This window comes from Microbacterium deferens (assembly GCF_045517775.1).
In the GTDB taxonomy this organism is placed as follows: Bacteria; Actinomycetota; Actinomycetes; order Actinomycetales; family Microbacteriaceae; genus Microbacterium.
Genome location: NZ_JBEUWT010000004.1, coordinates 54,061 through 78,166, shown reverse-complemented (window position 1 = coordinate 78,166; position 24,106 = coordinate 54,061). Strand labels below are relative to the sequence as shown.

General features: G+C 70.1%; 25 protein-coding genes. 13 read left to right on the top strand and 12 right to left on the bottom strand.

Annotated features, from left to right (window positions below; genetic code table 11):
- The first annotated feature begins 148 nt into the window (after window positions 1-148).
- Window positions 149-514 carry an FKBP-type peptidyl-prolyl cis-trans isomerase gene (locus tag ABTU82_RS14170; protein ID WP_116647370.1) on the top strand — a complete coding sequence of 122 codons (366 nt, stop codon included), beginning with the start codon at window positions 149-151 and terminating at the stop codon, window positions 512-514.
- Window positions 515-655: 141 nt separating this feature from the next.
- Entirely contained in the window at window positions 656-1,216 is a 561-nt protein-coding gene (locus tag ABTU82_RS14165; RefSeq protein ID WP_116647369.1) for a YceI family protein, read from the top strand.
- Between the two features lie 57 nt (window positions 1,217-1,273).
- Here the strand turns inward: ABTU82_RS14165 and ABTU82_RS14160 are convergent, their stop codons facing one another.
- Both ABTU82_RS14160 and ABTU82_RS14155 read right to left on the bottom strand, forming a co-directional pair.
- Complete coding sequence (locus ABTU82_RS14160; protein WP_240606860.1) at window positions 1,274-2,194, bottom strand: DMT family transporter; 921 nt, start codon at window positions 2,192-2,194, stop codon at window positions 1,274-1,276.
- A gap of 83 nt (window positions 2,195-2,277) precedes the next feature.
- Entirely contained in the window at window positions 2,278-3,585 is a 1,308-nt protein-coding gene (locus tag ABTU82_RS14155; RefSeq protein ID WP_407173901.1) for an MFS transporter, read from the bottom strand.
- Window positions 3,586-3,777: 192 nt separating this feature from the next.
- On the opposite strand from ABTU82_RS14155, the gene rpsO reads away from it, so the two are divergent.
- Complete coding sequence (rpsO, locus tag ABTU82_RS14150; RefSeq protein ID WP_056121136.1) at window positions 3,778-4,047, top strand: 30S ribosomal protein S15; 270 nt, start codon at window positions 3,778-3,780, stop codon at window positions 4,045-4,047.
- Between the two features lie 249 nt (window positions 4,048-4,296).
- Here the strand turns inward: rpsO and ABTU82_RS14145 are convergent, their stop codons facing one another.
- A complete protein-coding gene (locus tag ABTU82_RS14145; RefSeq protein WP_407173900.1) occupies window positions 4,297-5,319 on the bottom strand; it encodes an isopenicillin N synthase family dioxygenase in 1,023 nt (340 codons plus the stop codon).
- Between the two features lie 186 nt (window positions 5,320-5,505).
- Between ABTU82_RS14145 and ABTU82_RS14140 the strand changes: the two genes are divergently transcribed.
- Window positions 5,506-6,711, top strand: a complete 1,206-nt coding sequence (locus ABTU82_RS14140; RefSeq protein ID WP_407174014.1) for an LLM class flavin-dependent oxidoreductase — start codon at window positions 5,506-5,508, stop codon at window positions 6,709-6,711.
- A 1-nt stretch (window position 6,712) separates the two neighbouring features.
- On the top strand, window positions 6,713-7,378 hold the full coding sequence (locus ABTU82_RS14135; protein ID WP_407173899.1) for a CE1759 family FMN reductase: 666 nt from the start codon (window positions 6,713-6,715) through the stop codon (window positions 7,376-7,378).
- A gap of 14 nt (window positions 7,379-7,392) precedes the next feature.
- On the opposite strand, the gene ABTU82_RS14130 is transcribed toward ABTU82_RS14135, so the two are convergent.
- Window positions 7,393-8,205 carry a DNA/RNA non-specific endonuclease gene (locus tag ABTU82_RS14130; protein ID WP_407173898.1) on the bottom strand — a complete coding sequence of 271 codons (813 nt, stop codon included), beginning with the start codon at window positions 8,203-8,205 and terminating at the stop codon, window positions 7,393-7,395.
- Window positions 8,206-8,433: 228 nt separating this feature from the next.
- Between ABTU82_RS14130 and ABTU82_RS14125 the strand changes: the two genes are divergently transcribed.
- Entirely contained in the window at window positions 8,434-9,195 is a 762-nt protein-coding gene (locus tag ABTU82_RS14125) for a fructosamine kinase family protein (RefSeq protein ID WP_407173897.1), read from the top strand.
- On the opposite strand, the gene ABTU82_RS14120 is transcribed toward ABTU82_RS14125, so the two are convergent.
- Window positions 9,192-9,797, bottom strand: coding sequence for a DedA family protein (locus ABTU82_RS14120; protein WP_116647363.1), 606 nt, complete (start codon window positions 9,795-9,797; stop codon window positions 9,192-9,194). The two genes, ABTU82_RS14125 and ABTU82_RS14120, sit on opposite strands and share 4 nt — an antisense overlap.
- Window positions 9,798-9,931: 134 nt before the next feature.
- On the opposite strand from ABTU82_RS14120, the gene ABTU82_RS14115 reads away from it, so the two are divergent.
- Window positions 9,932-11,890, top strand: a complete 1,959-nt coding sequence (locus tag ABTU82_RS14115; RefSeq protein WP_407173896.1) for a GDSL-type esterase/lipase family protein — start codon at window positions 9,932-9,934, stop codon at window positions 11,888-11,890.
- Here ABTU82_RS14115 and ABTU82_RS14110 read toward each other — a convergent pair.
- The gene (locus ABTU82_RS14110) at window positions 11,839-13,641 is read right to left on the bottom strand and encodes a 2-isopropylmalate synthase (RefSeq protein WP_479724362.1); all 1,803 of its coding nucleotides are present in this window, start codon (window positions 13,639-13,641) and stop codon (window positions 11,839-11,841) included. The genes ABTU82_RS14115 and ABTU82_RS14110 overlap by 52 nt on opposite strands.
- 52 nt (window positions 13,642-13,693) lie before the next feature.
- On the opposite strand from ABTU82_RS14110, the gene ABTU82_RS14105 reads away from it, so the two are divergent.
- Entirely contained in the window at window positions 13,694-14,386 is a 693-nt protein-coding gene (locus tag ABTU82_RS14105) for a FadR/GntR family transcriptional regulator (protein WP_407173895.1), read from the top strand.
- A gap of 45 nt (window positions 14,387-14,431) precedes the next feature.
- On the opposite strand, the gene ABTU82_RS14100 is transcribed toward ABTU82_RS14105, so the two are convergent.
- Both ABTU82_RS14100 and ABTU82_RS14095 read right to left on the bottom strand, forming a co-directional pair.
- Window positions 14,432-14,620: a DUF5302 domain-containing protein gene (locus tag ABTU82_RS14100; protein ID WP_116647361.1), complete on the bottom strand. Its 189-nt coding sequence runs from the start codon at window positions 14,618-14,620 to the stop codon at window positions 14,432-14,434.
- 27 nt (window positions 14,621-14,647) lie between these two features.
- Window positions 14,648-15,787: an aggregation-promoting factor C-terminal-like domain-containing protein gene (locus tag ABTU82_RS14095; RefSeq protein ID WP_407173894.1), complete on the bottom strand. Its 1,140-nt coding sequence runs from the start codon at window positions 15,785-15,787 to the stop codon at window positions 14,648-14,650.
- 387 nt (window positions 15,788-16,174) lie between these two features.
- Between ABTU82_RS14095 and ABTU82_RS14090 the strand changes: the two genes are divergently transcribed.
- From ABTU82_RS14090 to ABTU82_RS14080, 3 genes are all read left to right on the top strand, one after another.
- Window positions 16,175-18,472, top strand: coding sequence for a polyribonucleotide nucleotidyltransferase (locus tag ABTU82_RS14090; protein WP_116647360.1), 2,298 nt, complete (start codon window positions 16,175-16,177; stop codon window positions 18,470-18,472).
- A 224-nt stretch (window positions 18,473-18,696) separates the two neighbouring features.
- Entirely contained in the window at window positions 18,697-19,722 is a 1,026-nt protein-coding gene (locus ABTU82_RS14085) for an aldo/keto reductase (RefSeq protein ID WP_116647359.1), read from the top strand.
- Between the two features lie 79 nt (window positions 19,723-19,801).
- Window positions 19,802-20,404: a histidine phosphatase family protein gene (locus tag ABTU82_RS14080; RefSeq protein WP_116647358.1), complete on the top strand. Its 603-nt coding sequence runs from the start codon at window positions 19,802-19,804 to the stop codon at window positions 20,402-20,404.
- A gap of 166 nt (window positions 20,405-20,570) precedes the next feature.
- Here the strand turns inward: ABTU82_RS14080 and ABTU82_RS14075 are convergent, their stop codons facing one another.
- Entirely contained in the window at window positions 20,571-20,939 is a 369-nt protein-coding gene (locus ABTU82_RS14075) for a hypothetical protein (protein WP_407173893.1), read from the bottom strand.
- A 38-nt stretch (window positions 20,940-20,977) separates the two neighbouring features.
- Complete coding sequence (locus tag ABTU82_RS14070; protein ID WP_116647356.1) at window positions 20,978-21,448, bottom strand: GNAT family N-acetyltransferase; 471 nt, start codon at window positions 21,446-21,448, stop codon at window positions 20,978-20,980.
- A 30-nt stretch (window positions 21,449-21,478) separates the two neighbouring features.
- Here ABTU82_RS14070 and dapB point away from each other — a divergent pair, with 30 nt between their 5' ends.
- Both dapB and ABTU82_RS14060 read left to right on the top strand, forming a co-directional pair.
- Window positions 21,479-22,309, top strand: coding sequence for a 4-hydroxy-tetrahydrodipicolinate reductase (dapB, locus tag ABTU82_RS14065; protein ID WP_116647355.1), 831 nt, complete (start codon window positions 21,479-21,481; stop codon window positions 22,307-22,309).
- Window positions 22,306-22,755: a tetratricopeptide repeat protein gene (locus ABTU82_RS14060; protein ID WP_116647354.1), complete on the top strand. Its 450-nt coding sequence runs from the start codon at window positions 22,306-22,308 to the stop codon at window positions 22,753-22,755. The genes dapB and ABTU82_RS14060 overlap by 4 nt, the downstream gene beginning before the upstream one ends.
- A gap of 7 nt (window positions 22,756-22,762) precedes the next feature.
- On the opposite strand, the gene ABTU82_RS14055 is transcribed toward ABTU82_RS14060, so the two are convergent.
- Together ABTU82_RS14055 and ABTU82_RS14050 are read right to left on the bottom strand one after the other, a co-directional pair.
- Window positions 22,763-23,668 carry a TIGR01777 family oxidoreductase gene (locus ABTU82_RS14055; RefSeq protein WP_116647353.1) on the bottom strand — a complete coding sequence of 302 codons (906 nt, stop codon included), beginning with the start codon at window positions 23,666-23,668 and terminating at the stop codon, window positions 22,763-22,765.
- Window positions 23,661-24,086, bottom strand: coding sequence for an OsmC family peroxiredoxin (locus ABTU82_RS14050; protein WP_407173892.1), 426 nt, complete (start codon window positions 24,084-24,086; stop codon window positions 23,661-23,663). Before ABTU82_RS14050 ends, ABTU82_RS14055 begins: the two co-directional genes overlap by 8 nt.
- Window positions 24,087-24,106: the final 20 nt, after the last annotated feature.

Sequence of the window (24,106 nt, the reverse complement as noted above, 5' to 3'; positions counted from 1 at the left end):
GGCCGGGTCTTGACAGGGCCGGAGGCTCGGAGCATCCTGGTTTCAGACCAACTCAGCGCTCGGGAGTCACGCAGGCATCGCCGCGGCACCGGGCGCTGAGTGGTGTCAAGGGCAGTCGGACGGACTCCGATCGTGCTTGGATGGACGCATGACTGATGCGACAAAGCCCGAGATCGACGCCCCCCAGGGCCCGGCGCCCACCGACCTCGTCATCCGCGACATCACCGTGGGCGACGGCGACGAGGCGAAGCCCGGCGACACCGTGACGGTGCACTACCTCGGCGTCGAGTACGACACCGGTGAAGAATTCGATTCGTCGTGGGGACGCGGGGAGAGCATCCAGTTCCCGCTCCGCGGCCTCATCCAGGGATGGCAGGACGGCATCCCGGGCATGAAGGTCGGCGGACGCCGTGAACTCGTCATCCCGCCGCACCTCGCCTATGGCCCCGCCGGCGGACACTTCCTCGGCGGCAAGACCCTGATCTTCATCATCGACCTGCTCAAGGTCGGCTGACACCGGTTCATCACGAGACCCGGGCGCGCTTCGGCGGCCCGGGTTTCGTCATTTCTATATTCGGTGGAATACATTCGACACTGCCGCGGTTCAGTCGACAGGAGCCGATCGAACCGGCACCCCCACCACTCGAGGAGAACCATGACCGACACCACCACGCTCGACGTCCCCGGCTACAAGGCGGGCACCTGGGCTCTCGACCCCGCGCACAGCGAGGTCACCTTCAGCGTCCGCCACATGATGATCTCGAAGGTGCGCGGCGCCTTCGGTGTGAAGAGCGGCACGTTCGTCACCACCGAGAACCCCCTCGAGTCGACGGTCGAGGCCACCGTCGACGTCGCATCGATCGACACGAAGGATGAGGGCCGCGACGGCCACCTCCGTTCGGCCGACTTCTTCGACGCCGAGAACTTCCCGACGATGGAGTTCCGCTCCACCGGCGTGCGCGTCGAGGACGGCGACATGCTCGTCGACGGCGACCTCACCATCAAGGGCACCACCAAGCCCGTCACGTTCTCGTTCGAGTTCGGCGGCTTCGGCACCGACCCGTGGGGCAACTACAAGGCCGGCGCCACCGCCAAGACGGTCATCAACCGCGAGGACTTCGGTCTGACGTGGAACACCGCCCTCGAGACCGGTGGGGTCCTCGTCGGCAAGGACGTCACGATCGAGCTCGACCTCCAGGGTGCGCTCCAGGCGTAAGACTCTGCACGGCGAAGGGGCGGATGCTGTCAGCATCCGCCCCTTTCGCGTGCCCGGTCAGGCGAGCGCAGGCCGTCGCCGACGCAGGCGGTCCTGGGCGAGGAGGATGCCGAGGAAGACGATGAGCGCCCCCACCGGCTCGTTCCACGCGAGCGGTTCGCCGAGCACGACCATTCCGAGCACCACCCCGACGACGGGGGTGATGTACGTCACCGTGGAGGCGCGCGTGGGTCCCCAGGCGCGCAGGGCGTTCTGGTTCCAGATGTAGGCGACTCCCGTGCCGAGGCAACCGAGCATGAGCATGCTGGCGATGACCCACGGGCTCCACTCGACCGGACCCACGGCGATGACGGGAGTGAGTACCAGCATGACCGTCGCGGCGAGCGCGATGTAGGTGAAGGCGAAGCTGAGGGGTGAGAGCCCGCTGTTCGCGAGGAAGCGACGCATGTACGCGAGGCCGACGCCGTAGCAGGCGGTCGCCCCGAGGATCGCGAACTGGGCGACGAGGCTCTGGTCGAGATCGAGCCCCTGCCACGGACCGACGATGACGAGCACCCCGAGGATCCCGAGCACGATGCCGGTGATCTGCACGGGTTTGAGGCTCTCGACGCGGAAGACCGCCCAGGCCATCACCGCCGTCATGATCGGCGTGGTGGCGTTGTAGATGCTCGCGAGCCCCGATGTGACGTGCTGCTGCGCCCAGGAGAAGAGCAGGAAGGGCAGCACGCAGAAGACGACACCGACCACGGCGAGGTGCAACCAGATGATCGGGCGGCGGGGGAGGCTCTCGCGCCGCAGGAGCATGAACGCACCGAGGGTGAGGGCTCCGAGTACGAGGCGGCCCCACGCGACCTGCCCCGGGGCCAGGCCCGTCAGGGCGACCTTCATGAACAGGAAGCTCGACCCCCAGACGATGCCGGTCAGGGCGAACTGCACGGCGACGGAGGTCTGCGAGGGAGCGGCTGAGGGCGAGGGCACCCGCCGACTCTAGACCGCGGCCCGAGCGCGGCGAGCCCGGTCGGACTGCGTCGTCCGTTTTCCGCCGATCGCTGTCGCTCGCCCTACGGTTCGGGGTGGTCGGCGTCGTAGGAGCGGAAGCGCGGGTTGAGTCGCACGAGCAGGCCGACCAGCGCGATGACGATCATGCCGCCGATCAACGGCGGGAACCACAGCGCGGTGAAGGTCGCGAGAGTGCCGGCGTAGAGCGCGCCGAGGCGCGGGCCGCCGGCCACGACGACGATGAAGATGCCCTGGAGGCGTCCGCGGATCGCGTCGGGGACGGCGGACTGCATCATCGTCGAGCGATAGATCGCGCTGACGTTGTCGGCCCCACCGGCGATCGCGAGTGCCACGGTCGCCAGCGCGATCGCGGCCGGATTCGGCGAGGACTCGTCGACGATCGCGGGCGCCGGCCACCCCAGAGCGGCGGCGAGCAGCACGAGGCCGAAGAGCGCCATGGCGCCGCCGTAGACGTAGATCGCGCGTTCGATGCCCAGCCCCTGGCGCCGCACCCGCCCGATGGGTCCGGAGAAGAGGCTCGACAGCAGCACTCCCGCGGCGATCGAGGCGGTGAGCGCACCGGTGGTGATCGCGCCGCCGCCCAGCAGCACCGCACCGATGGCCGGGAACAGCGCGAGCGGCTGGCCGAAGGTCATCGCGACGATGTCGAGGATGTACTGCAGGCGGATGTTCGATGCGCGCCGGAGGAATCGCCATCCATCCCGCAGCGATTCGACGCCCGCGCGCACCACCGCGCCCTCGGGGCGGATGCGGGGGAGGGTCCAGAGGCCGAGGAACAGACCCAGCATCATGACGACGTCGATGCTGTACGTCCACGCGTATCCGGCCACGGCGACGAGCACGCCCGCGAGTGCGGGGCCGGCCATCACCATCACGCCGGTGCTCACACCCTGCAGCGCGGCCGCTGCGGGGAGGAGTTCGCGCGGGATGAGCCGCGGGACGATCGCGGAGCGGGTGGCCAGCACGATCGAATTGGCCGCGGAGTTGACGATGCTGAGCACGTACAGCCACCAGACGGTCTCGGCCCCCGTCCACGCGAGCGCGGCGAGCAGTGCCGTGGAGGCGAACGTGACGGTGGCCGCGATCAGTGCCACGGTGCGACGGTCGAACGCGTCGGCGAGCATTCCCCCGTACAGGCCCGCGACGATCATCGGGAGGAGACCCGCGACGGCGATCATCGCCACGGCGAAGGTGTCGCCGGTGAGGGCGAACACGTGCAGCATCACCGCGACGACCGTCAGCTGGCCGCCGAGCCCGGCCAGCAGCGACCCGATCCACAGGCGTGCGAACGCCGGGACGCGCAGCGGACGCAGGTCCATGAACGAGCTGCGGCTGAGGCGGGTGGCCATCACCACTTCGTCCGGGGGAAGGGGCGAAGCAGACGCATCCTTCGAGGCTACCCCGGGGCTGCGGGAGCGGGTTCGCCGCAGCATCCGTTCGCTGGTAGACTCATGCGGTTGCCGTTGGATCGGCCGCGGAGAAAGAGAGCCCACGCATTCGGCGTCGGGCGCCGCGCAACAAGCTGAAAGGGGATCCCATCTATGCCACTCGAGTCTGACGCCAAGAAGGCGATCATCGAAGAGTACGCGACGCACCCCGGTGACACCGGATCCCCCGAGGTGCAGGTCGCGATGCTGACGCAGCGCATCAAAGACCTCACCGAGCACCTCAAGGAGCACAAGCACGACCACCACTCGCGTCGTGGTCTGTTCTTGATGGTGGGTCAGCGCCGTCGTCTGCTCGGCTACCTCCAGGACATCGACATCAACCGTTACCGGTCGCTGATCGAGCGTCTCGGACTCCGCCGCTAGGCGGAGTCGCAAAAGGCACAGCCTCTTGCGAAGGTCGGCGTATGCCGACCGAAGCCGCCGCTAAGGCACCGCGCTCCTAGCGTTCAATCGCTTTCTTCGAAGGCCTCCCCAGGTGTGGGGAGGCCTTCGTCGTTCCCTGGCGTTGAAGAACCGCGAGACTTCATCCGGGCTACGAGACTGCGCACTGCAGTGGGAGTCTCGTAGCTGGGATGAAGTCTCGCGGTCAGAGGACGAGCGGATGCTGCGGGGCTACGCGGTCGCGGACGCCGCGCGGGCGGCCACGAGGTCGGGGTGGTGGATCTCGGCGACGTCGGGGTGGGCGCGCAGCCGCGACTTCAGCGCGTTCTCGCCGTAGGTCGCGTGGATCGGGTTGGTCGGATCCTCCGTGACGCCGCGGGCGACGGCTGCGAGCTCGGCGGGGAGCTCGATGATCGGAAGTCGGGCGTCGAGCGCGGGGTTGAAGAAGAACGGCACCGAGATGCGGTCGTCGGGGTAGCGGGGCGAGATCACCCGGTGGTTCGTCGCGATGAGGTAGCCCTGGGTGGCGTACTCCAGGAGCTCGCCGATGTTCACGACGAACGACCCGGGCACGGGCGGGGCGTCCACCCACTGCCCGTCGCGCTGCACCTGCAGTCCGCCCTTGCCGGGCTCGACCCATAGCAGCGTGAGGACGCCGGAGTCCTTGTGCGCGCCGACACCCTGTTGCGGCGTCGGGTCGTCCTTGCCGGGGTAGCGCACGATCTTGATGAGAGTCGAGGGGTCGCCGAAGTGGCGGTCGAAGTACTCCTCGTCGGCGCCGAGCGCGAGCGCCCAGGCGCGCAGCAGCTTCCGAGCGATGCCGGTGAGGCGGTCGTGCCACTCGGAGACGACCTCGCGCAGCTCGGGCTGGGCGTCGGGCCAGAGGTTCGGGCCGGTCAGTCGCTCGTAGTCGGGGCCGGGGGTCTCGATCGCGGCCCGCTCGGGTCCGACGTCGATCTGCTCGCGCCAGTCGACCTTTCCCTGGGTGCGTTCGCCGCCGATGCGGGTGTAGCCGCGGAAGTGGGGGCTCTTGACGTTCTCGATCGCCAGCTTGTCGGCCTCGGGCAGCTCGAAGAACTCGCGGGCGACGCGGTTGAGTCGCGCCTCGAGCTCGGGTGTCACTCCCGTGCCGACGAGATAGAAGAAGCCGACATCGTGCGTGGCGGCGCGCAGTTCATTGCGGAACCGGGTCGCAGCATCCGGCCCCTGATCGAGGAGCGAGAGGTCGAGAACGGGCAGATTCAGATCGGACATGTGCCGAGACTAGGCGGGCTCGAGTGCGCGTCGGCCAATGTTGCAGAGGATTACCCGCGCCCCGGACGGAACGCGGGAATAGTCTCGGGACCGCAGCGTTGCACACAGTACATTCACGCGAATACACTTCGAACACAGCGTGAGATACGGAGAGCGATCGTGAACGACACCACCACCTGGCCCGGGATGCAGTTCGGCATCATGACGGTCAGCGACATCACGGAGGACCCGACCACTCGGCAGACGCCGAGCGAGGCCGAGCGCATCCAGAACACCCTCACCATCGCCAAGCACGCCGAAGAGGTCGGTCTCGACGTCTTCGCTCTCGGCGAGCACCACAACCCGCCCTTCTGGTCGTCCTCGCCCACGACGACGCTGGCGTACATCGCCGCCCAGACCGAGCGACTGATCCTCACCACGTCGACCACGCTCATCACCACGAACGACCCGGTGAAGATCGCCGAAGACTTCGCGATGCTGCAGCACGTCTCGGGCGGTCGCGCCGACCTCATGCTCGGGCGCGGCAACACCGGCCCGGTGTACCCGTGGTTCGGCAAGGACATCCGCCAGGGCCTGCCGCTGACGATCGAGAACTACAACCTGCTCCACCGCCTCTGGCGCGAGGACGTGGTCGATTGGGAGGGACAGTTCCGCACCCCCCTGTCGGGCTTCACCTCGACGCCGCGCCCCCTCGACGGCGTGCCCCCGTTCGTGTGGCACGGCTCGATCCGCACCCCCGAGATCGCCGAGCAGGCCGCGTTCTACGGCAACGGCTTCTTCGCAAACAACATCTTCTGGCCGAAGGAGCACTACCAGCGCCTCATCACGCTCTACCGCGAGCGGTTCGCCCACTACGGTCACGGCACGGCCGAGCAGGCGATCGTCGGACTCGGCGGCCAGGTCTTCATGAGCGCGAACTCGCAGGACGCCGTGAGGCAGTTCCGCCCCTACTTCGACAACGCGCCCGTCTACGGTCACGGCCCGAGCCTCGAGGACTTCTCGGAGATGACCCCGCTCACCGTGGGTTCGCCGCAGCAGGTCATCGACCGGTACGCCGCCATGCGCGAAACGTTCGGCGACTACCAGCGTCAGCTGTTCCTCATCGATCACGCCGGCCTTCCGGTGAAGACCGTGCTCGAGCAGCTCGACATCCTGGGCGGGGAGGTCGTACCCGTGCTGCGCAGGGAGCTGCAGAAGAACCGCCCGGCCGAGGTGCCCGACGCGCCGACCCATGCGAACCTCGTCGCGAAGGCCTACGCCGACGGTGCACCCCGCCAGGCTGTGCCGAAGGCCAACCGCGGCGACAACCTGACCGACGGTTCGCCCTACCGCGACGCCCCGGTCGCCGCGGGCAGTGCCTTCGGCGCTGCGGCGACGCGGACGGGAGCCTGACGTGAGCGCGCGCCGTATCGCGGTCGTGACCGCGGGACTGTCGAATCCCTCGACGACCCGGATGCTGGGTGACCGCCTCGCCGATGCGACCGTCGCCGCTCTGCGTGCCAAGAGCACCGCGAGCGAGCCGACGGGGATCGCCGCGGAGGTCGACGTGTTCGAGTTGCGGGACTACGCGCACGACATCACGAACAACCTGCTCACCGGGTTCGCCCCACCTGCCCTCGAGGCGATGGTCAACGCCGTCGTGTCGGCCGACGCGATCATCGCGGTCACGCCGATCTTCTCCACGAGCTACTCGGGACTGTTCAAGTCGTTCGTCGACATCCTCGACCCCGATGCCCTCGCGGGTGTCCCCGTGCTGCTCGGTGCGAACGCGGGTACCGCCCGCCACTCGCTCGCGATCGACTACTCGATCCGGCCGTTGTTCACCTACCTGCACGCGAACCCGGTGCCCACCGGCGTCTTCGCCGCATCGAGCGACTGGGGAGCGAACGCCGACGGCGTCGCCCCTCTCGGCGCCCGCATCGATCGCGGGGCGCGCGAGCTCGCCGACGCGATCGCGGCTCGCATGCCGGTGCGCGATGAGGATCCGTACGACCCCGCGACCTATCTCGGCGAAGGCCGATCGTTCGGTCACCTGCTCGGTGGCCTCGCGGGGGAGTGACTCCGCCGCCGGGCTCAGCCCAGTGAGACGTCCGACGTCGTGGAGATCTCGTGCCACGGCGTCGGACGTGCTCCCTCGCGCGGGAGCACGTCGGCCTCGACGAGAGGGCCCAGGTCGAGTCCGCTCACCGGGGCGATGTCGGAGATCGGCACCTGGAAGGTGCGGAACCCCCCGAGCGGGGCCACCGCCCGTGCTTCTCGCCGCGTGTCGACGAGATCGGTCTGATCGAGCACGAACCCGGCGGCCGCGAGCGGGCGCTGGGCGTCGCCGGTCGCCCAGGCTGCGATCTTCCAGAACCGCAGGGGCACCCGGATGCCGCGATAGGGCGGGTCGTCGTCGCCCAGCACCGGGGCGGTGAAGACGGAGAGCCGCACGTCCTGCGCCTCGGCGTGGTCGAGCACGTGGTCTTCGAGACCCAGCCAGAGCTCCTTCGACTGATTGAAGCCCGCCGCCTGGGGTGCCGCGTTCGTGTAGAAAAAAGTTGCCTCGGTCGCCCGTCGTGCCTCGTCGACGTCGCCCCAGCCGGGGTCGCGGCGCCTCACGAGATGCCCGCGATCGAGGTCGTTGCGCGCGTAGACCTCCGGCCCGGTCTGCGCGTCTGCGGGTGCGCGGGGGTCGAGCCGCCAGTCGCCCGTGCGAGGGACCTCGCGCAGCCGTGTGCCGTCGATGTTCACCGCCGTCGCCCGCGCCAAGCGCCGTGACAGGTCGAGAACGACGCTGAACCGCGGGTAGTCGATCACGAGCGAGGAAACCGACGAGATCGGCAGCGGCACGGTGATGCCCAGGAACAGCGGGTCGTAGCCATCGGTCGGGGACACAGCATCCATGTCCTCATCCTGCGGGTAGCCACCGACACGGCGCAGAACGGCCGGTGAACCACCGGTCGGTGGGTCCGCGCGGCCTGTCAACGGTTCGCGATCGATCGCACGCTCGTGTGGACTGGGGGCATGGACAAGGACGGCAAACCTCCCATCACACCCGGACCCGAGCCCGACACCACGACCGCGGCCGAACCCGACGAGCCCCACGACGAGCACGACGCCCCCCACTGAGCCGTGCTCTTCGTCAAAGAGCGTTCCGGAGCCCCGGACGCATTCTTCGAGGCCGAAGCCGCCGGGCTCGCCTGGCTGCGCGAGGTGGACGGCGGCCCGCGGGTGGTGGGCGTGCACCACGTCGCCCCCGATCGCATCTCGCTCGAGCGCGTCACCGAGACCCGACCGGATGCGGCGACCGCGAGCGCCTTCGGTCGCGCTCTCGCCGTGATGCACGACGCGGGGGCGCCGGCTTTCGGGGCGCCGCCCGACGGGTGGGACGGCCCGGTCTTCATCGGCAGCCGACGCCAGCCCTGTCACCCGACCTCCGCGTGGGGCGCGTTCTACGCCGAGCAGCGCGTGCGTCCTTTCCTCGGTCCGGCGGTCGCCGCGGGCAGTCTCTCGACGGCCGACGTCGAGGTCGTCCACCGCGTCTGCGACCTCATCGCGGCGGGCGCGTTCGACGACGGCGACCGGCCGGCTCGTCTGCACGGCGACCTGTGGTCGGGAAACGTCCTGTGGGCATCGGGGGGCGTGGTGCTCATCGACCCGGCCGCGCACGGCGGTCATCGCGAGACCGACCTGGCGATGCTCGACCTCTTCGGGTGTCCCTTCCTCGATCGCGTCCTCGCCGCGTACGACGCCGAGCATGCGCTCCGCCCCGGGTGGCACGAACGCATACCGCTGCACCAGCTGCATCCGCTCGCGGTGCACGCCGCCGGGCACGGGCCGGCTTACGGGTCCGCTCTCGTCCGCGCCGCCAGGCGCACGCTCGCACTCGTCTAGAGCCGCCCGGTGCGCCGCCCGCGACGGGCCAGGAAGGCGTCGACGACGACACCGATGCCGATCGCGACGACGACCGAGACCACGACCGCGACGACCGGTCCGCCGGGGACGATCGAGGCGACGACCGCGCCGATGAGCGCCTGGTAGGCGGCCCATCCCAGCGCGGCGAGCCCGGCGACCGCGACGTAGCGGGGCACCGGCACGCGCGACGCGCCGGCGGTCAGATTGACCGCGAGGCGCGCGAACGGGATGAACCGGGCGGTGAAGAGCACGAGCGCGGTGCGTCGATCCAGGCGCGTACGCGCCCAGGTGAATGCTGCCTGCACGCGGGGTCGCCGCATCCACCGCCATCGATCGAGTCCGATCCGCCGCCCCACGAGGTAGCAGCCGACGTCACCGAGGAGAGCGCCCGCGGTCGCGACGACGATGACCGCGACGAGGGGAGGGGCGCCGCTGGAGACGGCGAGCGCCCCGAAAGCGGTCACGGCGGCTTCGCCCGGGATGACCACGAGGAACGCATCGCCCAACACGAGCACGAACATCAGCGGAAGCGCCCAGGGGCTCGAGGCCACCTGGGCCAGCACCTCGTCGATCACCCGCATTGCCTACCACGTCCGTGTGAACTCCGAACGTCCCGTCGACGGGCCGGTGACGCCCCGGGGTTGATCAGGTGAACTCTCGGCGATCGGGGCGTTCCTGGCGTCCGTGGACGCCGAGATGCCCTCACCCTGGAGGCGTGAGAGTCGCGCTGCTCGCCGAATCCTTCCTCCCGCACATGAACGGGGTCACGGGCTCCGTGCTCCACGTTCTCCGTCACCTGAACGCGCAGGGCCACGAGACGCTCGTCATCGCCCCGCGGGCGGGCGAGGTGACGACCGACCTCCACGGTGCCCGCACCGAGCTGCTGCGCTCGGTACCGCTGCCGTCCTACCCCGAGGTGCGGGTCGTGTTCGCGCGTGCGGCTCGGCTCACCGCGCTGCTGCGCAGCTTCCGGCCCGACGTGGTGCACCTCGCCTCGCCGTTCGTGCTCGGCTGGCAGGGGATCGCCGCGGCCGACGCGCTGCGTATCCCGACGGTTGCCGTCTACCAGACCGACGTCATCGCCTACGCGCAGAAGTACGGGGTGTCGCAGGCCACCGCGTTCGCCCGCTCCCACGTGTCCCGTTTGCACCGTCGCGCGACCCTGACGCTCGCGCCCTCGTCGGCCTCGACCGCGCAGCTCGAAGAGCTCGGCGTCGACCGCATCCGACGGTGGGGGAGAGGCGTCGACGCGGTGCGGTTCGACCCGGCCCACCGCAACGAGGCCTGGCGCCGGGCGGTCGCTCCCGCGGGCGAGGTCATCATCGGCTACGTCGGCCGTCTCGCCCCCGAGAAGCAGGTCGACGACCTCCGCGCGCTCGCCGACCTGCCGGGCACGCGCCTGGTCGTCGTGGGCGACGGTCCGTCGCGGGCGGGTCTGGAGCGGATGCTGCCGGACGCCGTGTTCACCGGACACCTGTCGGGGGCGCAGCTCGGTGAGGTGATGGCCGGATTCGACGTGTTCGTGCACCCCGGCGAGAGCGAGACGTTCGGGCAGACCATCCAGGAGGCTCTCGCCAGCGGTGTCCCCGTCGTCGCGACCGGAGTGGGCGGACCTCTCGACCTCGTGCGCAGCAGCATCGACGGCTGGCTGTACCGACCCGGCGATCTCGACGACCTGCGCGCGCGGGTGTCCGACCTCGTGGGCGACGCCGCCAAGCGCCGCGCGTTCGCCCGCGCGGCCCGGGAGAGCGTCGCGGGCCGCACCTGGGATGCCCTGGGGGCGCAGCTCGTCGGGCATTACCGCGAGGCGATCGCGCTGCGACCCATGGACGACGGCCTGCCCGCCCGAGGCCGCCATCGGCCGGCAATCGCCGCGCCCGCGGTCTCACGGCCGTGGCGGCGCTACGTCGCGCTGGGCGACTCGATCACGGAGGGGCTGTGCGATGGCTCGCGCATGCCGGACGGCGAGTACCGCGGGTGGGCCGACCGGCTCGCGTCACTGCTCGCGGCATCGAGCGACGGAGTGTTCCGCTATGCGAACCTCGCCGTTCGCAGCCGCAAGATGCGAGACCTCGTCGAGGAACAGGTGCCGCACGCCCTGAGGATGCGCCCCGACCTCGTCTCGATCCTCATGGGGTCGAACGACCTCGTCGGGCCGAAGGTCGACATCCCCGCGCTGGTGACGCAGCTCGAGCGGGTCGTGCGCGAGGTGCGGGCGACGGGCGCCGACGTGCTCCTGGCCACGGTGTTCCTCCCGCGTCGGCGTGCGGCCGTGATCTTCGCGAGACGGTTCGCGACCTTCAACTCCGAACTGCGTCGGATCGCGGCCGAGACGGGCGCCATCCTGCTCGACCTGGAAGCGACGCCGGCGCTCGGTGAGCTGCCCCTGTGGTCGGACGACCGGGTGCACCTGCGTCCGGCGGGGCACCGCCTCGTCGCCTACCGCGCGGCCGACGTGCTGGGGGTGCCCGACGCCGAGGCGCTCAGCGACCTCGACGAGGCGTTCCACTCCGACGAGATGCCGATGCCCGGGTCGTGGCTGCGTCGCGACGCGCTGCCGTGGGTCTGGCGGCGGCTGCACGGGCGCACCGCCGGCGACGGACGCATCGCGAAGCACCTGACCTACGTCGAGCTTCCCGGACGGGGGCGCCGCAAGCGCGTGTCGAGCACCTGAGCGCCCGCGCCGAGAACGGCCGCGACCGAGGCTTCGAGCACGGAACGGTGCCGACCCGCCGCCCAGCGTGCCTCGCCGTCGACCCGGTGCTCGATGAGGGTGAGCGCGTCGCCGTCGCTGCCGGCGGCGAGCGAAGTCTGGTGCAGGGAGACGATCTCGACGCCGAGCCCGGCCTCGAGAAGGAGCAGTGCGGTCGCCTCGACGGGGCCGACCTCGGCGAAAGTCCCCGCGTGTTGGACGCCGTCGATGCCGACGCGGAGCCCGACCGCCGTCTCGCCGTTCGTCGTCGACACCTCGAGCGAACGCAGCTCGATCGCCGACGGAACGGGGGAGAGATAGGTGCGTTCGAAGATCGCGAACAGCTGCGCCGCGTCGAGTTCGAGTCCGGTCTCGTCGGCGTGCTGCTGAACGCGGCGGGAGAAGTCGATCTGCAGCCGCCGCGGCATGTCGATGCCGTAGTCGCGCTCGAGCAGGAAGGCGATGCCACCCTTGCCCGACTGGGAGTTCACGCGGATGACCGCCTCGTAGCTGCGGCCGAGGTCTGCCGGGTCGACCGGAAGGTAGGGCACGCGCCAGGCCAGTCGGTCGCCGGGGGTACCCGACTGCACGGAGCGATCGCGATGCTCGGCGAAGCCCTTCTTGATCGCGTCCTGGTGGGTGCCGGAGAACGCCGTGTGCACGAGGTCGCCGACGTAGGGGTGCCGCGGGTGGAGCTCGATGCGGTTGCTGTGCTCCACCACCCGGCGGATGTGATCGATGTCCGAGAAGTCGATCATGGGGTCGATGCCCTGGACGTGGAGGTTGAGGGCCAGTGTCGCGATGTCGACGTTGCCGGTGCGCTCGCCGTTGCCGAAGATGCACCCCTCGACGCGCTGAGCGCCCGCGAGGACGGCGAGCTCCGCGCAGGCGACCCCGGTTCCTCGGTCGTTGTGCGGGTGCACCGACAGGATGACCGACGAACGCCGCTCGAGGTTGCGGTGCATGTACTCGATCTGATCCGCGTACACGTTCGGAGTGGCCACTTCGACGGTCGCCGGCAGGTTCAGGATCACCGGGCGATCGGCGCTGGCGTCCCAGAGCGTCGTGACGGCGTTGCACAGGTCGAGGGCGTAGTCGGGTTCGGTGAGGTTGAACACCTCCGGCGAGAACTCGAACCGCACGTTCGGAAGGTCGCCGGCGAATCGCAGCACGTCGCGACCGGCATCCAGGATGAGCTCGCGCAGCGCTGCGCGGTCATGACCGAGCACGACGTCTCGCCACACCGGCGCCGTGGCCGTGTACATGTGGATCACGACGCTGTTGCGGATGCCGCGGATCGACTCCACGGTGCGTTCGATGAGATCGCGCCGGGCCGGCGTGAAGACGACGACCGTGACGTCGGCGGGCGCGATGTCGCTCTCGGCGATCAGGCGCACGAAGTCGTAGTCGGTCTGCGAGGCCGAGGGGTAGCCGACTTCGATCTCCTTGTAACCCATCGACACCATGAGCTCGAAGAAGCTCCGCTTCCTCGATGGGTCCATGGGCTCGGCGAGGGCCTGATTGCCGTCGCGCAGGTCGACCGGAACCCACAGCGGAGCCGCCGTCAGTCGACGCGACGGCCATTCGCGCTCGAGCGCGGGGACCGGCACTCGGGCGAACACGTCGCGGTAACGGGAGGAGCGCATCTGGGAATGGCGCTGCCGGTTCCAGTGGGGCGCATCACGGGGAACGGGGCCGACCGGGGTCGACAGTCGAGAGTCTGGAGGAGTCACGCGATGACGGTAACACAACTCATCAGACAAGCTGAGGAGTATGATGGTGCCTATGGCATCCGTGCACCGTGAATCGCTCTCCGACCAGGTCTCGCGTCTGCTTCTCGAGCGCATCCAGGCCGGAGAGTGGGAGGTCGGAGAGAAGCTCCCCGGCGAGACGACCCTCGCGCCGCAGCTCGGAGTGGGACGCTCGACGATGCGCGAGGCGATCAGACAGCTCGCCGGACGGGGTGTGCTCGTCAGCCGTCAGGGCGCGGGGGTCTTCCTGCGCGCCCTGGCGCCGACCGATGACTGGGACTCGCTGGTGATGCGAACGAACATCGTGGCGATCCTCGAGGCGCGCATCGCCGTCGAGTGCGAAGCGGCCGCCCTGGCCGCCGCGCGGCGCACCGACGCAGACCTGGTCGATATCCGCGCGGCGCTGGCGAGCCGCGATCTCGCCCGGGACGACATCGTCGAGCGGGTCGACGCCGACACCGCATTCCATCGGAGCATCGTCGCCGCGAGCCAGAACGCTCTACTCGTCGAGCTGTTCGATACGTTCGCCGCGCGCAGTCGCGACGCGATGGTGCAGATGCTCGCGCTCAGCGCGGAACCCGCCACCGACGCCGATCAGCGTCTCCACGCCGACATCGTCGAGGCCATCGCGGCGGGAGATGCCGCAGGTGCGAGCGATCGCAGCCGCCGTCACCTGACGGCGCTGCGAACCGGGGTCGCCTCGACCGACGACGGCGAACCGTCATGACGCGGTCGCCGCGAGCGGTGTCTCACTCGCCGACCACGGTCGGGCTCAGCCGCTCTTGCGGCGGCTGAAGTCGCGGTTGCCGCTGGCCGGCCCCTTGGTGGAGTGCACCGCGGAGTCTCCGTCGAGGTGGGCCTCGCCCGAACGCTGGTGGGCGTTCTTCTTCTCGAGAGCCTCGCGGAACTTGCGCTTCATGTCATCGGATGCTGCGCCTGCGGGCTTTTCCTCGGTACTCATGTCCCCACCCTAGGTCGGCCGGGCCGCTCAGTACCACCCGGTGCGCTCGGAGTGATCCCATGCCCCGCACGGAGACCCGTAGCGGGACGCGATGTAGGACAATCCCCAGGAGATCTGCGTCGCCGCATCCGTGCGCCAATCGGGGCCGGCGGCGGCGAGCTTCTCGGCGGGGTACGCCTGGGGGATCCCGTAGGCGCCGCTGGACGGGTTCCGGGCCTGCACGCGCCACCCCGACTCGCGGTTCCAGAGGCGCACGAGGCAGGAGAACTGATCGTCGCCCCAGCCGCGGGCGGCTGACATCTGGCGGGCGATCGCCTGGGCTTCGGCGGGCGAGGCGATCGGCGTGCCCGCGGGAGGTACCACCGGCGGAGGCGCGGGGGTCACCGGAGCCGGGGGAGTTGCGGGAGCGGGGGGAGATGTGACGGGCGTCACCGGCGCGCGGGAGGGCGACGTGGGCACCCCGGCCGCCGGCTGCGCCGCCTGTTGGGCGATGGTGCGCTGCTCGCGTTGGGTCTTCGCGCGCTCGACCGTTGTGCGCTGCGCTGCGGCGAGCCGGGTGTACAGGGCATCGAGCTCGCTTCGAGCCGACGCGATGGCGGAGGTCTCGGCGTCGACCAGGCTCCGGGCCCGGGCTGCGGCCGCTTCGGCCTCGGTGGCGAGCCGGTCTCGTTCGGCGCGCACGACGTCGGCCTGAGAGCGCTGTGCGGTGACCGCGTTCGCCGACTCTCGGGCCGATCGCGCGAGCTGGGCCGAGAGCCGACCCGTCCTCTCGGCCGTGCTGAGTCCCGAGAGCAGGCTCTCCGGGTCGGCGGAGGTGAGGACCCGGGCGAGGAGGGGGCTGTCGGCCGTCGCTCGTGAGATGGCGACGACCGCAGCGACCACGCGAGCGGCGTGCGCGGTCGCCTCCGCCTCCGTCGCATCGACCTGCGTGTCGAGGGCGGCGACGCGCGCGGCCGCCGTCTCGGCGGCCCCGCGCGCATCCTGCGCGGCAGCTTCTGCGACGAGGGCGTCGTCCGACGCCGACGCGGCCGCTTCTTCCACGGTCGCGAGCTCGGCCTCGATCTCGTCGACGGTCGCGCCACGGGCGGGGCTCGGAGCGGTCAGCAGCATCCCGATCACCAGCGCGACGACGAGCGCGCTGTGACTCGTGTGACGAACGGGACGCATGGGGCAAAGGTAAACGGTCGCGCGGTCTCGGCGCTATCCCGAATCCTGGGGCGCGCCCCGCAGCGGAGCGGCGGCGGCGAGCAGCGCGCTGGTAGGCTGAGTCGGGTTGCTTCGGCAATCCGCTCAATTACATATGAGCTCATGGAGCAGGCCGGCAGGACGCTGGTCCCCTGTGGTGGACTCCCCGTCGCGATAGCCGGGTGGTCGTCTACTGGTGGCCAGTCGCCGGGATCTCACACGGATGCTGTCCGCGTGCCCTTTTCTGCCTGTTCCTGCTCCTTCGATTGCCTCGCGTCGTCATTCGGGCACGCGAGTCTAAACAAAGACGACGGCACCGTCGCGCGTGAGCGCGACAACGTGCTCTCACAAAACAGAAGGAGAGACCTCTTGGAAGGTCCTGAAATCACCGCCGCTGAAGCCGTTCTCGACAACGGCCGTTTCGGCACCCGCACCGTTCGCTTCGAAACCGGTCGTCTCGCGCAGCAGGCGCAGGGCGCGGTCGCCGCGTACCTCGACGAGGAGACGATGCTCCTCTCGGCCACCAGCGCCGGCAAGCACCCGCGCGAAGGCTTCGACTTCTTCCCGCTGACCGTCGACGTCGAAGAGCGCTCGTACGCCGCGGGCAAGATCCCCGGCTCGTTCTTCCGTCGCGAGGGCCGCCCCTCGACCGAAGCGATCCTCGTCTGCCGTCTGATCGACCGGCCGCTGCGCCCGTCGTTCGTTTCCGGCCTCCGCAACGAGGTGCAGATCGTCGTCACCGTCCTGTCGATCGCGCCGGGCGAGTTCTACGACGCGCTCGCGATCAACGCCGCATCCCTCTCGACCCAGATCTCGGGTCTGCCGTTCTCTGGTCCGATCGCCGGTGTGCGCCTCGCGCTCATCCCCGGTGCCGGTGAGACCGCCGACCAGTGGATCGCCTTCCCGACCGTGTCGCAGCTCGAGGAGGCCGTCTTCGACCTCATCGTGGCCGGCCGTGTCATCACCGACGCCAACGGCAACGAAGACGTCGCGATCATGATGGTCGAAGCCGAAGCCACCGAGGGCAGCTGGAACCTCATCAAGGGCGGCGCCGTCAAGCCCAACGAGCAGGTCGTCGCCGAGGGCCTCGAGGCCGCGAAGCCGTTCCTGAAGCAGCTCGTGGATGCCCAGAACGCCGTGGCGAACACCGCGGCCAAGGAGATCCAGTCGTTCCCCGTCTTCCCGGCCTACAGCCAGGAGACCTACGACTTCGTCGCCGGCCGCGCCTACGACAAGCTCGTCCCGATCTACCAGATCGCCGACAAGCAGGAGCGCCAGAACGCCGATGACGAGCTCAAGGCGGCCGTCAAGGCCGAGCTGCTCGCCGCCGTCGAGGCCGGCGAGCTGCCCGCCGTCGCGACGCTGGAGTTCTCGGCCGCGTACAAGTCGGTCACCAAGATCATCGTGCGCGGACGCATCCTGTCCGAGGGCGTCCGCATGGACGGCCGCGGCCTGGCCGACATCCGCCCGCTCGACGCCGAGGTGCAGGTCATCCCGCGCGTCCACGGCTCGGCCATCTTCCAGCGCGGCGAAACCCAGATCCTGGGTGTCACCACGCTGAACATGCTGAAGATGGAGCAGCAGATCGACTCGCTGTCGCCCATCACGCGCAAGCGCTACATGCACCACTACAACTTCCCGCCGTACTCGACCGGTGAGACCGGCCGTGTGGGAAGCCCGAAGCGTCGCGAGATCGGGCACGGCTTCCTCGCCGAGCGCGCGCTCGTTCCGGTTCTGCCGGCGCGCGACGAGTTCCCCTACGCCATCCGCCAGGTGTCCGAGGCTCTCGGCTCCAACGGTTCGACGTCGATGGGCTCGGTCTGCGCCTCGACCCTCTCGCTCCTGAACGCCGGTGTGCCGCTGCGCGCGCCGGTCGCCGGCATCGCGATGGGCCTCGTCACCGACGAGGTCGACGGTCAGACCCGCTACGCCGCGCTGACCGACATCCTCGGTGCGGAAGACGCACTCGGCGACATGGACTTCAAGGTCGCCGGTACGAGCGAGTTCATCACCGCGATCCAGCTCGACACGAAGCTCGACGGCATCCCGTCGTCGGTGCTCGCCGCCGCGCTGACCCAGGCCAAGGAAGCCCGCCTGACGATCCTCGGTGTCCTGAACGCCGCGATCGACGCCCCCGACGAGATGGCGCCCACCGCGCCCCGCGTCATCAGCGTGCAGATCCCGGTCGACAAGATCGGTGAGCTCATCGGCCCCAAGGGCAAGACGATCAACGCGATCCAGGACGAGACCGGCGCCGACATCTCCATCGAGGAGGACGGCACGGTCTACATCGGCGCCGTCGACGGTCCGTCGGCCGAGGCCGCTCGCGCCCAGGTCAACGCGATCGCGAACCCGACCAACCCTGAGGTCGGCGAGCAGTTCCTCGGAACCGTCGTCAAGATCGCCACGTTCGGTGCGTTCGTCTCGCTGCTCCCGGGCAAGGACGGGCTGCTCCACGTCAGCGAGGTGCGCAAGCTCGCCGGCGGGAAGCGCGTCGAGAACGTCGACGACGTGCTCTCGGTCGGTCAGAAGCTCCTCGTGCGCATCACGAAGATCGACGACCGCGGCAAGCTGTCGCTCGAGCCCGTGACCGACGACCAGGAGGCCGCCGATCAGGAGGGCTCCGCAGCCGCGAGCGAGGGCCCCGAGGCTCCCGCCGAGGGGTGATCCTCCGTCCGGTCCTCCTGACCGGACGACCGTGAATGCCCGTTCCGCTTCGGCGGGGCGGGCATTCGCCGTCTGAAAGCGTTACCGAATATTTATCGGGCGGGTGGGACGGGCGGAGGCCGCGTGCGCTGTCTGCTCTACCCTCGAAGTACGCGGGAATCCAGGACGAGTCGCGAAGTCGAGAACGCCCCCCGCAGCGGAACCGATCAGCAGGGAGTCGCGTGATGTCGGGGTTGAGCGTCGGAGGTACGGCGCCCTTCGGCTCGCCCGCAGCCGGGTTCCCCCACCCGTCGGCTCCGATCCCGGTGCAGGGCGCCGGCGTGGGAAGCGTCGTGCGCGTGGCCCTGGGCGACTCGGGTTTTCACGTCTTCCCCCTCTTCCTCGGGGCTGCCGAGTTCGGCTGGAACGTCGACATCGCCTCCAGTCACGCCATCCTCGACACCTACGCCGAGCTCGGTGGCAACGCGATCCACACCGCAGACAGCTACTCGGCAGGACGCAGCGAGTACATCGTGGGGCAGTGGCTGCACTCCCGCGGAATGCGCGATGACACGGTGGTCGCCGTTCGGGTCGGGGGCCACCCGGATAACCCGGGGCTGGGTTCGGTGTCGCTCGTACGCGCGGTCGAAGCATCCCTCGCGCGCCTCATGACCGACCGGATCGACGTCCTGTACCTCGACGCGACGAGTGACCGGGGTGCAGTACTCGAAGACACCCTCGCCACCGCCGAGTGGCTGGTCGAGTCGGGCAAGGTCCGAGCGGTGGGCGCCTACGGGTACACCGCCGCCCAGCTGGTGGAGGCCCGCATCCTCTCGTCGGCCGGATACCCGCGCGTCACCGTCCTCGACGCGCCGTACAACCTGCTGCGTCGTGAGGAGTTCACCGGAGACCTGCGTCTGGTGGCGGGCGCGCAGGCCATGGCCTTCACGCCGTCGCACGCCCTCGAGCACGGATTCCTTGCCGGCGGGCACCGCACGCGCCCGAGCGTCGTGCGCTCCGTCCGTGGTGCGCAGCTCACCGCGAACCTGAACCGCCGCGGGAGCCGCGCCCTGCGCGCCCTCGACGCGGTCGGTGCCGAGCTGGGCCTTCCCGACGCCGCCGTCGCCGTCGCGTGGTTGCTCGCGCAGAAGGTCGTCACCGCTCCGATCGTGAACGCCGTGGCGCCCGAGAACGTGGTCGAGCTCATCCAGGGAGTCGGCGCGCGACTGAGTCGTGCGCACCTCGCCGATATCGCACGCGCCGTCGAGTAACCCGAGCGCTGCCGCGACCCGTGTCGTAGGCTGAAATGCGTGGCACGGAGTACGCCGCCCGACGACGAATCGAGTTGACGTGACGCACTACCTGTATCTCGTGCGCCACGGCGAGCATCAAGACGCGGAGCACGGTCTCACCGATGGTCCGCTCTCGCCGCGGGGGATGCGCCAGGCCGCCCTGATCGCCGATCGGCTGTCGGGGGTGCCTCTCGACGCCGTGTGGCACTCGCCGCTGGAAAGGGCCGCCCAGACCGCCGCCGCAGTCGCCGAGCGCCTGCCGTCGGTGTCACCGCAGCCCTCGGCGCTGCTGTTCGACTGTGTGCCGACGGGCATGACCGAGGACACCCCCGGGGCCTACGAGCCCTTCTTCGGCAGCGTCACCGAGGCCGAGGTCGAGGCCGGCAGTGCGCAGATGGCGGACGCGACGAGCGAGTTCCTCGTGCGCAAGCCGGGCGAGGTTCACGAGCTGCTCATCACGCACAACTTCGTGATCGCGTGGTTCGTGCGCGAGGTGCTCCAGACGCCCGACTGGCGCTGGATGACGCTCAACCAGGCGCACTGCGGCCTGACGGTGCTGTCGCAGCGCAAGGGCCGCCCCTGGTCGATGCTCACCCACAACGATCTCGCGCACCTTCCGTTCGAGCTGCGCACCGGCCTTCCCGAGACGATCCCCGTCTAGTTCGCCCCGCCCGCACGAGGGCTTTCGGCCCGCACGCGGGCAATCCCGTCCCGAAAGCCCGCGCCCCGGCCGATAGCCCGCGTCTCGACAGTCGCCGCGCGGGCGGATGCTGCGCGCCGAGCGTGCCCGAAACCTCGCGGCGCGTTCGTGGGGTGCGTGACCGGCCTCAGAAATCCTCGGGAGTGATGCGGAGCCGGGCGAGCGTCGCTGCGGATTCCGCGGAGCCCAACCACGCGAAGTCGTACCGGCCGGTCCGCGACGGATCGCGGCTGAGCACTTCGAGGTGCCCGGCCTTCATCTGGCTCACGCTGAGGAACGGCGGATAATCCTCGGTAGACGGCTCGCGTGCGCCATCGCTCCACGCCACGATGTACCAGACCCACCACTGCATTCGCAGCGGGCTGAACGGCGACCAGAACGAGCCCAGCGTCGTTGCGACGTGGCCCATGACCTCACCGCCGCGAGTGAGCACTCCGACCCCACCGTCGAAGGGCGTGAGCGAGTCATCCGCGACGGGCGGCGTGACGATGGGCACCCGCTCAACCTAGCGGGGCGACGTCGGAAGGGTTCTCGCTACGCGTCCAGCGCCTTCGCGTACCAGCGCGTCGCGTTCGCGTTGTCGTTGTAAGGGTCGATCTGCTCGTAACCCGACCGCGCGTAGAGCGCGCCGGCGGCGTCGAGGGTGTGGTGGGTGTCGAGCACCATCTCGGCGGCGCCGAGAGCGGCGGCTCTGGTCTCGAGGTCGGCGAGCAGCATCCGGCCCCACCCGCGGCCGCGGCCGGCGTCGCACACGTAGAGGTGCTTGACCTCGTAGCGGGTGCCGTGCGGGCCGTCGGCGAGACGGCGGATACCGCCGCATCCGACCGGCTCGTCGCCGTCGTACAGAACAACGAAGACGCCGGCCGGCTCGGTGAAAGTGGCGGCCTCCGGGAAGACGGTGCGGTACGTGCCACCCGGGAAGATGGATGCTCGGAGGGCGAAGTACTCCTCGAGCAGACCGTGCGCGTCGGAGTGATCGACCGGCACGGGGCGGATCTCGGTCATGGGTCGAGGGTAGCGCCGTAGGCTGGGGGCATGACGACGCGCGTGACCATCGTGGGCGGTACGGGGAAGCTCGGCGGCGTGATTCGCGAGGTCGTCGAGGCGGAGCCCGGGTTCGAGGTCGTGGGCGTGTTGACGTCGCGCTCCGACCTGGCCGACCTCGACGGGTCCGACCTCGTGATCGACGCCTCGACGCCCGCTGTCTCCCTCGACGTGGTGCGGGCCGCCGTCGAGCGGGGCATCAACGTTCTCGTCGGAACCTCGGGCTGGTCGAACGAGCGCATCGCGCTGGTGCGTCCCCTGGTCGAGAAGGCGGGGACGGGCGTCGTGTTCATCCCGAACTTCTCGCTCGGCTCGATCATCGGTTCGGCCCTCGCGGCCGCCGCGGCCCCGTTCTTCGCATCCATCGAGATCGTCGAAGCGCACCGGGACACCAAGATCGACTCGCCCAGCGGCACGGCCGTGCGCACCGCGGAGATGATCGCGGCCGCGCGCTCGTCGGCGGGCCCGGTCGAGTCGCCCCATGCCGACCAGCGCGCGCGGGGTCAGCAGGTCGCGAGCGTGCCCATCCACTCGCTGCGCCGCCCGGGCGTGGTGGCCCGCCAGGAGACGGTTCTGTCGGGCCCGGGGGAGTCGGTCACGATCGTCCACGACACGATCGAACCGGCGCTCGCCTACGCCCCGGGCATCCGCATCGCCCTCGCCGCCGCCCGCGACGCCCGCGGGGTGATCGTCGGCCTCGACACCTTCATCGACCTCGGCCTGCGCACGCCCCGCGAGCGCGAGACGAAGCCGATCGACGACTCGGGAGTGCCCGGCCAGGTCGCCAGCGCGACGGCCTTCGACCGCGCGACCGACGCATGACCGCTCGTATCGGCGTCGCCGTGATGGCGGTGCTTCTGCTGCTGTACATCGGTCTCGTCGGCCAGCGCGCCTGGGTGCTTCTCTCCAGCGGAGACGGCGTCGGGATCGGCCTCGGCGTGGCCCTCGTCGTGCTGCCCGTGGTGGCCATCTGGGGCCTCGGGCGCGAACTCTGGTTCGGCGTGCGGGCGGAACAGCTCGGCAAGCGGCTCGCCGCCGACAATGCGCTGCCCGCCGAAGAGCTCGAGGTGCGCCCCAGCGGCCGCGTCGTGCGCGACGACGCCGACGCCGTCTTCCCCGCCTACCGGGAAGAGGTCGAGAAGAACCCCGACGACTGGCGCTCGTGGTACCGGCTCGGCCTGGCCTACGACGGCTCGGGCGACCGCCGCCGTGCCCGGGGAGCCATCCGGACCGCCATCAAGCTCGAGTCGGCCACCCGCCGCGCCTGAAGCCGGTTCAGGCGCCGGGCACCGCGTGCGCGACGGCGTCTTCGACGGTCGGCTGCGAGAAGGTGAAACCCGACGCCTCCAGCACCTCGGGCACGACGTGCGCGTCGTTCGTGAGGAGCCCCTCGGTCGCGTCGCGCCCGAGGGCCAGCTTCACCGCGAACACGGGTGCCCGCAGCACGTACGGGCGGTTCATGCGGCGGGCGAGAGCGAAGCCGAGGTCGTTCGCCGTGGCGCGCGTGGGGCCGGTGAGGTTCACCGGTCCGTCGATGTCGCGGGCGATGACGTGCCGGATGGCGGCGACCTCGTCATCGAGCGAGATCCACGGCCACACCTGCGTGCCCCGCCCGATCGGGCCCGACACTCCGAACTTCGTCAACAGCAGCAGCGGTTTGAGTACGCCCCGCTCGTGCACCACGGGCGCGGTGCGCAGCAGCGCCACGCGCGCCTTCCCGCCGGCTCCGCGAGCGGCGTTCTCCCACTCGCCGGTCAGATCGGCCATGAACCCTTCGCCCCGGGGCGAGGTTTCCGTGAGGCGGGCGCCCGGCGCCGAGCCGTAGAAGCCCGTCGCCGAGGCGTTGATGAGAGCCGGGGCGTCCTCGCCCAGCGCGCGGACCGCGCTGGCGAGCGTGCGCGTGGGTGTGATCCTCGACCACAGCAGCGTGCTCTTGTACGACCGCGTCCACGGGAACTTCCCGATGCTCGCGCCGTTGAGGCCCACGACCGCGTCGGCGCCTTCCAGGACGGACGGCGCGAGAGGAGTCGCATCCTGGAGCCACTGCACCTCGTCATCGCGTGCCGGCGGGCGGCGCACGAGCGTCGTCACGGCCACGCCGTCGGCGCGCAAGGAGGCGACGAGGGCCTCGCCGATCAGTCCGGAAGCGCCGGCGACGACGACGCGACGAGGCTCAGGCAAGCGTTGCCTCGAGCGTGATCTCGATACCCGCGAGCGCCTGGGAGACGGGGCAGTTCGCCTTCGCGTCCTGAGCGATCGCGTCGAACGCCGCAGCGTCGATACCGGGGACGACGGCGTTGACGTTCAGGTGGCTGCCGGTGATGCCGGTGCCCGGTGTGAAGGTGACGGATGCTGTCGCATCGATCGATTCCGGCGGAGTGCCGTTCTCGGTGAGCGCGTTGGAGAGCGCCATGCTGAAGCAGGACGAGTGCGCCGCGGCGAGGAGTTCCTCGGGGGTCGTGACGGCGCTGGAGCCTTCGCTGCGAGCTTTCCAATCGACGTCGAACGTTCCGGCACCCGACGACGCGAGTGCGACGGATCCCGAGCCCTCGAACAGGGTGCCCTTCCAGGCGGTGGTGGCTTCGCTGGTGACCGACATCGTGACCTCCGATAGTTCGC

Coding starts and splice junctions, on each gene's coding strand:
- ABTU82_RS14170 (WP_116647370.1), top strand. CDS start 149: ATGACTGATGCGACAAAGCCCGAGATCGACGCCCCCCAGGGCCCGGCG.
- ABTU82_RS14165 (WP_116647369.1), top strand. CDS start 656: ATGACCGACACCACCACGCTCGACGTCCCCGGCTACAAGGCGGGCACC.
- ABTU82_RS14155 (WP_407173901.1), bottom strand. CDS start 3,585: ATGGCCACCCGCCTCAGCCGCAGCTCGTTCATGGACCTGCGTCCGCTG.
- rpsO (WP_056121136.1), top strand. CDS start 3,778: ATGCCACTCGAGTCTGACGCCAAGAAGGCGATCATCGAAGAGTACGCG.
- ABTU82_RS14145 (WP_407173900.1), bottom strand. CDS start 5,319: ATGTCCGATCTGAATCTGCCCGTTCTCGACCTCTCGCTCCTCGATCAG.
- ABTU82_RS14140 (WP_407174014.1), top strand. CDS start 5,506: ATGCAGTTCGGCATCATGACGGTCAGCGACATCACGGAGGACCCGACC.
- ABTU82_RS14130 (WP_407173898.1), bottom strand. CDS start 8,205: ATGGATGCTGTGTCCCCGACCGATGGCTACGACCCGCTGTTCCTGGGC.
- ABTU82_RS14120 (WP_116647363.1), bottom strand. CDS start 9,797: ATGCGGGTGATCGACGAGGTGCTGGCCCAGGTGGCCTCGAGCCCCTGG.
- ABTU82_RS14105 (WP_407173895.1), top strand. CDS start 13,694: ATGGCATCCGTGCACCGTGAATCGCTCTCCGACCAGGTCTCGCGTCTG.
- ABTU82_RS14100 (WP_116647361.1), bottom strand. CDS start 14,620: ATGAGTACCGAGGAAAAGCCCGCAGGCGCAGCATCCGATGACATGAAG.
- ABTU82_RS14095 (WP_407173894.1), bottom strand. CDS start 15,787: ATGCGTCCCGTTCGTCACACGAGTCACAGCGCGCTCGTCGTCGCGCTG.
- ABTU82_RS14085 (WP_116647359.1), top strand. CDS start 18,697: ATGTCGGGGTTGAGCGTCGGAGGTACGGCGCCCTTCGGCTCGCCCGCA.
- ABTU82_RS14070 (WP_116647356.1), bottom strand. CDS start 21,448: ATGACCGAGATCCGCCCCGTGCCGGTCGATCACTCCGACGCGCACGGT.
- dapB (WP_116647355.1), top strand. CDS start 21,479: ATGACGACGCGCGTGACCATCGTGGGCGGTACGGGGAAGCTCGGCGGC.
- ABTU82_RS14060 (WP_116647354.1), top strand. CDS start 22,306: ATGACCGCTCGTATCGGCGTCGCCGTGATGGCGGTGCTTCTGCTGCTG.
- ABTU82_RS14050 (WP_407173892.1), bottom strand. CDS start 24,086: ATGTCGGTCACCAGCGAAGCCACCACCGCCTGGAAGGGCACCCTGTTC.